This window comes from Streptomyces sp. NPDC041200 (assembly GCF_055591805.1).
Genome location: NZ_JBVIZF010000096.1, coordinates 1 through 7,484, shown reverse-complemented (window position 1 = coordinate 7,484; position 7,484 = coordinate 1). Strand labels below are relative to the sequence as shown.

Below are 7,484 nucleotides of genomic sequence, written 5' to 3'. Positions count from 1 at the left end.
CCTCATGCGCCGCACCGTTCACCTCGTCACCGCCGACGACGCCCTGGCCTGGCGGTCCCGCCACGACCCCATGCTGCGCCAGCGGGTGCTGGGCGTCTACCGCACCGAACTCGACGGGGTCGACCTCGGTGAACTCGCCGCGGCGGGCCGCGCGGTGCTGGCCGACGGTGAGCCCCGCTCGATGGCCGAGATCGCGCGCGTGCTCGCCGACCGCTGGCCCGCGGTGGGCGCGCGGGCGCTGGGCGAGATGGTGATGGCCGCCCTCGTCCCGGTCGTACAGCTGCCGCCGCGCGGGCTGTGGCGCGTGAAGTCGGGGGTGCGCAACACCCCGCTCGCCCGCTGGCTGGGCCGCGAGGCCGATCCGCCCGCTCCAGAGGGGACCGACCCGGTCGGTGAGCAGCTGGTACGCCGCTACCTGGCCGCGTTCGGCCCCGCGTCCTCGGCCGACCTGCGCGCCTGGTGCGGCCTCGCCGGACTGCCCGCCGCGGTGGCCGCCGTCCGCGGGGAGCTGGTCACCTTCCGCGACGCGCGCGGCCGCGAACTGCTCGACCTGCCCGACGCGCCGCGCCCCGACCCCGACACACCCGCCCCGGTGCGGTTCCTGCCCGCGTTCGACAACGCCATCCTCGGCTATCACGACCGGGGCCGGATCATCGACGACGCCCACCGTGGCCTGTCCGTGGCAGGCGCCCGCGTGGTGCTGGTGGACGGCCGGGTCGCCGCCACCTGGACCGTCGACGCCGGCACCGTGACCGTCACCCCGCTGCGCGGCTTCTCCCGCGCCGAGCGCACGGCCGTCACCGAGGAGGGCCGGGCATTGTCGACGTTCCTGTCCGAAAACGAGAGCGACAGCGTCCGGATCGCCGCGCCGTAACGCCGCGCGGCGGGCTTACGATCGCGGCATGGCCAACGGAGTGATGTTCGACTTTTCCGGAACGCTGATGCGCGTCGAGTCGGTCACGGAATGGCTCGGCACCGTCCTGGCGGAGGCCGCTGTCCCCGCGGACGGCGAGCGCTTCTCCGACTGGGTGCGACAGCTGACGGAGTACGGCGCGCTGCCCGGCGAACCGGCGGCCGGGCGCGTTCCCCCGCACCTCGAACCTCTCTGGCGCCAACGGGACCTGAGTGCCCATCAACATCGCGCGGCCTACAGCGCGTTGATCGCCGAGGCCGGGCTGCCGACGGCCGACCTGGTGCGGAGGCTCTACGACCGCCACATGACGCCCGCCGCGTGGCGGCCCTACCCCGACACCGGGGCAACACTGCGGGAACTGCGCCGCCGCGGGATCCCAGTGGCCGTGGTCAGCAACATCGGCTGGGACCCGCGGCCGGTCTTCCGGGCGCATGAGCTGGAGGAGCTGGTGGACGCGTACGTGCTCTCCTACGAGCTGGGCGCGCAGAAGCCCGACCCCGCCATTTTCCAGGCCGCCTGCGACACGCTCGGCCTGGCACCCTCCGACGTGCTGATGGTCGGTGACGACCACACCGCGGACGGCGGCGCGCGGGCGCTGGGCTGTGCGGTGCACTTCGTCGACCATCTGCCGGTCGACCAGCGCTCGGCGGGGCTCGCGCCCGTCCTGGACCTCCTCGGCTGAGCCCTCCTCGTCTACCGGTCGCGGGCTGCCACGTGAGGGGCGAACACCGCACCGCGGCCCCCAACTCCTCTACGTCGTCGGTGGGGGCCGCGGCCGGGGGTGGGGAGAGCGCTACAGGCCGTCTCGTACCATCGCGGCGACGATGTTGACGTGGCGGTCGGCGGCGGTCTGCGAGAACTCGTTGTCGTAGTTCAGGCCGTACGGCCAGAAGTGGCCGCCGCCGGCGGACAACTTGGCGCTGGCGCCGTCGTACTGCCGGACGAGCCGGGTGGCCTGTGCGCCCTGCCATGTGCCGCCGCTGGTGAGCGAGGCCCAGCGGCCGCTCGTGCCGACACCGATCGTGTGCGCGATCTCGTGCAGCGCGGTGCGCTCGGTCATATAGGCGCGGTTGCCGAACCGTATGGTCCCGTTGATGTTGCCGTCCGCGGTGGGGACGCCCGGGTTGTACTGAACGGTGATGTTCTTGCCCAGGTCACTCAGGTTGTTGTAGCGGGCCACGGCGGCGTTCATGGCCGAGGTGATCCGGTTGTAGGCATCCTGCTGGTCTGGGGTGGGGTTGGGGGACTTCTGCAGCGACCAGGTGATGGTCGCCAACGCGGCCTGGGGCGACCGCTGTTGCCCGGATACCGGTGCCTTCGTGGGCGCGGCGGCCTGTGCCATGGCCGGGGCGGCCACCGTGAAGGCGGCGGCTGCCAGGGCGGCGGCCAGGGCCCGGCGTCTGGGGCGGGGTAACGACGTCATGTCCCGTACTCCTCGTGATGCGTGGGGGAGCTGTGCGAGGGCGTTCGACTTTGTGCGGGTATTACGACGGCACGGGTGATGGTGTGTCAAGCTGTTGCGCGCAGAGGCTAAATCAGCCCAGCAGATCCTTGGCCATCAGCTGGAGCCGTCCGGCGAATTCGGTGAGTCCGGCCCGGTCGACGTTGCCGAAGCTGACCCGGAACACCTGGCGGTCGTCGGGCAGGAAGGCGGTGCCCGGGATGACGAGCGTGTCGTAGCGGGTGACGAGATCACGTACGACCTCGTCGGTGGCGCGCCCGGCGAAGGGGTGGCGGACCCACCCGAAGAAACCCCCGCAGCTCAGCAGCTCGAAACCGCCCGGCCGGCCGGCCATCACGGTCTCCAGCCAGCGCCGCTTGTCGGTGATCTCGCCCGCGCGCGCACGCCGCCACTCCTGGGCCGAGGCCAGCCCGGCCCAGGCGGCTTCCTGCCCGACCCGCGGAGGGCAGATCGCCACGCAGTCGAGCAACTTCATCACCTCGCGGTTGAGCTGCGGCGACGCGACGACCGCGCCCACCCGGTAGCCGGGAATCGCCAGATCCTTGGAGAAGCTGTGCAGGCTCACCAGGGTGCCCGCCCAGTCCGGCTCGGCGAACAGCTCGTGCGCGGGCTCCCCGGTGTCGCGGAACGAGCGGTAGGTCTCGTCCAGGATCAGCGCGATGTCGTGCCGCTCCGCCACCTCGTAGAAGCCCGCGATCACTTCGGGTGGAATCGTGACACCGCTCGGGTTGCCCGGGGTGACCAGTACGATCGCCCGGGTGCGCGGCGTGATGAGTGCTTCGGCCGCCTCCGGGCGGGGCACCAGGTCGGGCCCGGGCTCCAGATAGCGCGGCACGACGCCGTTCATCCGCAGCCACATGTCGTAGTTGAAGTAGTACGGCAGGACTTCGATGACCTCGTCGCCCGGCTCGGTGAGCGCCTGGGCGACGAGGCAGAACGCCTGGTTGCAGCCCGCCGTGACCACCATCTGGTCGGCCCCCACCGGGCTTCCGTACCCGTGGCCGAGGTCGGCGGCGAAGGCCTCTCGCAGCCGGGGCAGCCCGGGGCTCGGCACATAGGCGGCGCCGTTCGGCTCGTGCGCGACCGTGGCGACGTGCTCGATCATCTCGGGCGCGGGCGGGTAACTCGGCGCGGCCTGGGCCAGATCGAGCAGCGCCCGCTCCCCGCTGCGACCCGCCAGCAGAGCGTATGTCGCGCCCATCGGCGAATCGATCTCACGCACGGTTCGCGGGCTGAGTCGCACGTCGGCACTCCTTCGGGGGCTGGCTGGCCGTGGTCGTTTCACGGCGATGCTACCGACCCCTCGCGCGGCAGCCGCTCGCTCAGCTCCCGAAGCCGCTGGCGGCTGGACGAGCGGGCGAGGGCGGTACGTTGCCGCCATGTGCATTTCGACAGGTGAGGCCTGCTACCACGGCGGCGCCCCCGCCTCGACCCGCGCCTCCCGCGCCTCCCGCGCCTCCTGCGCTTCTACGCCGACCACTTCCCCGACCACACCATCGCCGTGTGCTGCTTCGACAACGCCGACGCGCAACGCGCCAAGCCGCTGCTGCTGTGGTATCCGCCCCTCGACCCCGACCAGCTGACCGTGCCGGCGCTGGACTGCCACACCGGAGCGGCGCCGGACCTCGATGCCACCGTGCCGGTGGACCACTGGGTCCTGTTCTCCACCGACCAGGCCCCCTCCGGCTGGGGCGAACCCGTCGACTACCCACCCGCCATGCGCCACAGCCTGCGCACCTTCCTCCCCGCAGCCGTCATGGGCCGGTACTACGGCGAAGGGCACACCCTGCCCAACGCGGACTTCACCATCAGCCACCGCGATCTGCTCACCGGCGACCTCGACCGCATCACGCGCCTCCAGCCGCCCCGAGGCTGAACGGTGACCGCGCCACGCGCCGTGAGGGCGTTTCGTCAGTCTTCTCCCCGGGCGCCGCGCGCGGCGTGGTGCAGGCAGATGCCGAGCCCCGCGGCGACGAGGGCGGAGACCGCGTACCACTCCTTGACCTCGTGGGCGATGTGCGGTAGGAATCCGGCCGCCGAGCACGCGGCTCGCCGCGCTGCGCCGCCTTCCGGCACGGGCCGTCGCCGTCCTGGCCAGCCTCGAACCCGCGACGGCCGGGCTGGCCGGTACGGTCGTACTGGCCGAATACCTGCGGCCCGAGCAGTGGGCAGCGCTCGGCTGCGTCGGTGCGGCGAGCGCCGGGACGGTGGCGCGGGGGACACCAACGTGACCGGACACGCCCGTCATGAGGCCGGAGACGACGCGTCGACACCCAGCAGGGCGAGGAAGGCGGAGGCCGCGGGCGACGGGGTGAACCGGCTCCAGGCCAGGCGCTCCACCCGCGCCGGCCCGCCCGTGACCGGCACGCTCCGCAGACCGGGCAGTTCGGCGGCGAACGGGGCGGGCAGCAGGGCGATCCCCAGCCCGTGGTGGACCATCCGGGCCAGGAAATCGACGCCGGACACCTCGAAGGCCACCTCGCGCCGCAGACCGGCCGCCGCGAACGCCTCGTCCGACTGGGCGCGGGCGGCGCTGCCGTCGATGAAGTCCACGAACACCTCCTCGGCGAGGACGCGCAGGTCCACCTCGTGTTCCGTGGCGAGCGGATGGCCCGGGGCCACCACGGCGACGTGCTGGCCGTGGCCCAGTTCCTGGTCACGGACACCCTGCGGCCGGAACCCGGGCAGTACGCCGAGGAACGCCGCGTCCAGCCTGCCGTCGCGCACCCGCTCGACCAGTTCCTCGCTGGAGTCCGTCCGCAGACTGATCCGCACCTGGGGGTAGCGCAGCCGGTAGTCCCGCAGCACCGCCGGGAGATCGACGGCCGCCACGGTGGGGATCGAGCCGACGGCCAGCCTGCCCCGTACCTCGCCGGTGGCCGCCGCCACCTCCGCCCGGGCCCGCTCGGCCGCCTCCAGGGCCTGCCGGGCGGCGGGCAGGAACGCCTCCCCAGCCGTGGTCAGCCGCACCCGGCGGCTGGTCCGCTCGAACAGTCGCGCGCCCAACTCCTTCTCCAACCGCGCTACTTGATGGCTGAGCGCGGACTGCGCGATGTGGCACCGCTCGGCGGCGCGGGTGAAGCTCGCGGTCTCCGCCACCGCGAGGACGTAGCGCATCTGCTGGAGATCCATGGATTCATCGTGAAACACGATGGATCGCATGACAAGCATGTGTTGGACCGATGGATGCCTGTCGGCGATGCTGACGTCAACGGCATGCCACCGGACCCCGCTGGTGCTCCGTACCACCCACCGGCGCCCCGGCGCCCCGACCCCGAGGAGACACCCATGCGCGTGATCGCCTTCGACCACCTCGTCCTGAACGTCGCCGACGTCGAGCGCTCGCTCGCCTTCTACACCGGCCCGCTGGGCCTGGAACCGGTGCGCGTGGGGGAGTGGCGGGCGGGCGAGGTCTCGTTCCCGTCCGTCCGGGTGAGCCCCACCACCCTCATCGACCTCGTCGGAGCCCCCGGAGTGCGGCCGGAGGGCTCCAACGTCGACCACATCTGCCTGGTCGTCGAGCCCCTCGACTGGCAGCAGGTCATCGACTCCGGCGACTTCACGGTGCTGGACGGCCCCGGCGAGCGCTTCGGCGCCCGGGGTACCGCGACCTCCCTCTACGTGCGGGACCCGGACGGCAACACCGTGGAGCTGCGCTGGTATCCGCAGGACGCCTGAGTGGCTAAAACCCACGCCCGTACGGGAGTTGATGCGTCGCACACCGATCGCAACTGAGTCATGCCATCGCGGCATCCGTATATGACGGATACCAGCAGCACCGAAGGAGCACTCCACGATGGCAACACCCCTGAGCGCCGACAGACTCCTGAAGGCCTTGCGCGACGAGGGCCTGACCGTCCACGAATACCGCAATTGGCGCTCGCACAACCGCAACTCCAAGGGTCCGTGGGGCCCGGTGAACGGCGTCATGATCCACCACACCGTCACCTCGGGCACCGCCAGCTCCGTCGAACTCTGTTACGAGGGCCACGCGGACCTCCCCGGGCCGCTGTGCCACGGCGTCATCGACAAGAAGGGCGAGGTCCACCTCGTCGGCAACGGCCGCGCCAACCACGCGGGCCTCGGCGACAACGACGTCCTGAACGCGGTGATCAACGAGACCAAGCTGCCGACCGACAACGAGAGCGACAAGGACGGCAACGCCCGCTTCTACGGCTTCGAATGCGTCAACCTCGGCGACGGTGACGACCCGTGGCCGGATGCGCAGAAGCTGGCCATCGAGAAGGTGTCCGCGGCCATCTGCCGCGCCCACGACTGGAGCGAGCGGTCCGTGATCGGCCACCTGGAGTGGCAGCCCGGGAAAGTGGACCCCCGGGGCTTCACGATGAACTCCATGCGCACACGCGTCGCCAAGCGGCTCGGCGCCAAGCCGGACGGCCCGGCCGGGACCACGCCGAAGCCCCCGGCCACGTACGAGCCCTTCCCGGGCGCCGACTTCTTCCGCGGCGGCCGCGTGAGCAAGATCGTCACAGCCATGGGGAAGCGTCTCGTGGCCGAGGGCTGCGGCCGCTACGAGGAGGGCCCGAGCCCGGAGTGGACGGACGCCGACAAGAAGTCGTACGCGGCGTGGCAGCGGAAGCTGGGCTACTCCGGCGATGACGCCGACGGCATCCCGGGCAAGAAGAGCTGGGACAAGCTGCGCGTACCGAACGTCTAGAACCTTCGTTCGGCCGCGAGCGACTCGGCGGCATTGTTCACGCACCGCGCTGCTCGCGGGAGCCGGTTCGGCCCAGGCTGAGACGGCCCGGACGGCGCAGGCAGCCGGATGGGAGTACTACAACTGGTACTTCAGCCAGAACAACTGCCTGGTCGCGGGCGGCGAACTCTCGAAGAACGACCCCAGCATCCGCCAGTACCGCTGCGACGGAAAAAGGGGTCGTTCTGGTACCTCTACCTGTACCGGGTGTGAACCGCCCTGCCCCCACCTGACGGATCAGGGCGCTCCAGCGCCCCACGATGAGCGGCGGCCCAGGGAAAAGCCACCACAAGGGGCCTTGTGGGGTTCCCTTCCCCCCTCTGGGGTCCCCGCCTCGGACCCACCCACCCCAGGTCCCCCCAAAAAGAAAACCAAAACGGGGGCGGGCCCCT

The 7,484-nt window shown here is 71.6% G+C and carries 9 protein-coding genes; 5 read left to right on the top strand and 4 right to left on the bottom strand.

Annotated elements, in window-relative coordinates:
* Positions 1-874: winged helix DNA-binding domain-containing protein (locus ACZ6CL_RS42575; protein ID WP_468946870.1), on the top strand; the 874-nt coding region annotated here is incomplete at its 5' end.
* Between the two features lie 28 nt (positions 875-902).
* Complete coding sequence (locus ACZ6CL_RS42570) at positions 903-1,595, top strand: HAD family hydrolase (RefSeq protein WP_468946867.1); 693 nt, start codon at positions 903-905, stop codon at positions 1,593-1,595.
* Positions 1,596-1,706: 111 nt separating this feature from the next.
* On the opposite strand, the gene ACZ6CL_RS42565 is transcribed toward ACZ6CL_RS42570, so the two are convergent.
* The gene (locus tag ACZ6CL_RS42565; protein WP_468946865.1) at positions 1,707-2,336 is read right to left on the bottom strand and encodes a hypothetical protein; all 630 of its coding nucleotides are present in this window, start codon (positions 2,334-2,336) and stop codon (positions 1,707-1,709) included.
* Between the two features lie 112 nt (positions 2,337-2,448).
* Complete coding sequence (locus ACZ6CL_RS42560) at positions 2,449-3,618, bottom strand: aminotransferase (protein ID WP_468946862.1); 1,170 nt, start codon at positions 3,616-3,618, stop codon at positions 2,449-2,451.
* Between the two features lie 258 nt (positions 3,619-3,876).
* Between ACZ6CL_RS42560 and ACZ6CL_RS42555 the strand changes: the two genes are divergently transcribed.
* Positions 3,877-4,251, top strand: coding sequence for a hypothetical protein (locus tag ACZ6CL_RS42555; protein ID WP_468946860.1), 375 nt, complete (start codon positions 3,877-3,879; stop codon positions 4,249-4,251).
* 35 nt (positions 4,252-4,286) lie between these two features.
* Here ACZ6CL_RS42555 and ACZ6CL_RS42550 read toward each other — a convergent pair whose 3' ends face one another.
* Both ACZ6CL_RS42550 and ACZ6CL_RS42545 read right to left on the bottom strand, forming a co-directional pair.
* Positions 4,287-4,451, bottom strand: a complete 165-nt coding sequence (locus tag ACZ6CL_RS42550; RefSeq protein ID WP_468946858.1) for a hypothetical protein — start codon at positions 4,449-4,451, stop codon at positions 4,287-4,289.
* Between the two features lie 168 nt (positions 4,452-4,619).
* Complete coding sequence (locus ACZ6CL_RS42545; RefSeq protein WP_468946857.1) at positions 4,620-5,507, bottom strand: LysR family transcriptional regulator; 888 nt, start codon at positions 5,505-5,507, stop codon at positions 4,620-4,622.
* A 156-nt stretch (positions 5,508-5,663) separates the two neighbouring features.
* Here ACZ6CL_RS42545 and ACZ6CL_RS42540 point away from each other — a divergent pair, with 156 nt between their 5' ends.
* On the top strand, positions 5,664-6,053 hold the full coding sequence (locus tag ACZ6CL_RS42540; protein WP_468946854.1) for a VOC family protein: 390 nt from the start codon (positions 5,664-5,666) through the stop codon (positions 6,051-6,053).
* 118 nt (positions 6,054-6,171) lie between these two features.
* Positions 6,172-7,053, top strand: a complete 882-nt coding sequence (locus ACZ6CL_RS42535) for a peptidoglycan-binding protein (RefSeq protein WP_468946853.1) — start codon at positions 6,172-6,174, stop codon at positions 7,051-7,053.
* Positions 7,054-7,484: the final 431 nt, after the last annotated feature.